Raw genomic sequence first — 1,049 nt, 5'->3', positions numbered from 1 at the left:
ACTGGGTGCGCCAACGAGTACGGAAATCTTCAATCGCTTCTTTCGTCGTTGGGAATTCATGCGCAGGCAGTAATTGGATTTGCTGAATGTCTTCAATAGAACGCTGGTTTTCTGGATCGAAAGTGCGAATGGTGTCAATTTCATCATCGAAAAAGTCAATGCGGTAAGGATCTGCACTGCCCATCGGGAATAAGTCGAGAATCGAACCTCGGCTCGCGTATTCACCCGGCCCAAATACTTGGTCTACATGACGGTAACCCGAGTTCTCTAGTTGCACTCTCAGGTTTTCTAGCGAGAAATTATCGCCTGTTTTGACCATTAGTGTGTGCTGTAACAAAAATTCTCGCGGAGATTGGCGCTGAAGAACAGTGCTGACTGGCACGATAGTGACGCCGCCACGTTGATTTGGCAGTTGGTATAGGCGAGCAATACGGTCAGAAATGATCTCTTGGTGTGGAGAAAAATTGTCGTATGGCAACGTTTCCCAATCAGGGAAAAGGCTTACCGGTTGGTCGGTAAACTGTTCGATTTCTGCTTGCAGTTTTTCGCGTAAATCTTCTTCCGAGCATTCATCCTCAATCGCAGCAAGGGCTCGTTTTAATCCATCAATGCGCTTTTGATTACCTTGTACTGTGGCGTATTCAATTTGCTGCTCAAGTGCAAACGCTTTGGCATCACACCCTTTTAGCTCTTCTTGAGCGACAGTAGGAAGCGAAATAGCCATCGTTAACGCAGCACCACAAATCACGGCTTTCATTTTAAACCTCTCCAGTAAATACAGCTCGCGCCCTCAAATGGGGGCGCATAAAAATAGGTCAACATCATTGGCAAACGCATTTCGCTCGCCGAATGTTTCAAGGTCGAGGAAGTTAAGATTCTGCGCTTTGCTTGTTGTATTCAATCGAATTAATGAACCACTCTTTGTTACCTTCCGGCGTTCGAACGGTAAATTCTTCATCCACTTGCTTTTTCAACATGGCTCTGGCCATAGGGGAATCAATGGAGATGTAATCTTTGGCATCGCCATATATTTCTTCTGGCCCCACAAT

At 45.9% G+C, this 1,049-nt stretch carries 1 protein-coding gene and 2 pseudogenes; all 3 read right to left on the bottom strand.

The window, feature by feature from the left end:
* Positions 1–544, bottom strand: a pseudogene (locus R7190_RS25855) (transcription-repair coupling factor); the annotation flags it as partial.
* 30 nt (positions 545–574) lie between these two features.
* A pseudogene (locus R7190_RS31420) lies at positions 575–724 on the bottom strand (DUF1090 family protein); the annotation flags it as partial.
* Positions 725–869: 145 nt separating this feature from the next.
* Positions 870–1,049: GreA/GreB family elongation factor (locus R7190_RS25850; RefSeq protein ID WP_318137674.1), on the bottom strand; the 180-nt coding region annotated here is incomplete at its 5' end.

Source organism: Vibrio sp. 1078-1, from assembly GCF_033340475.1.
Note: the sequence above shows the minus strand (reverse complement) of the source record. Positions and strands in the feature narration are given on the sequence as shown.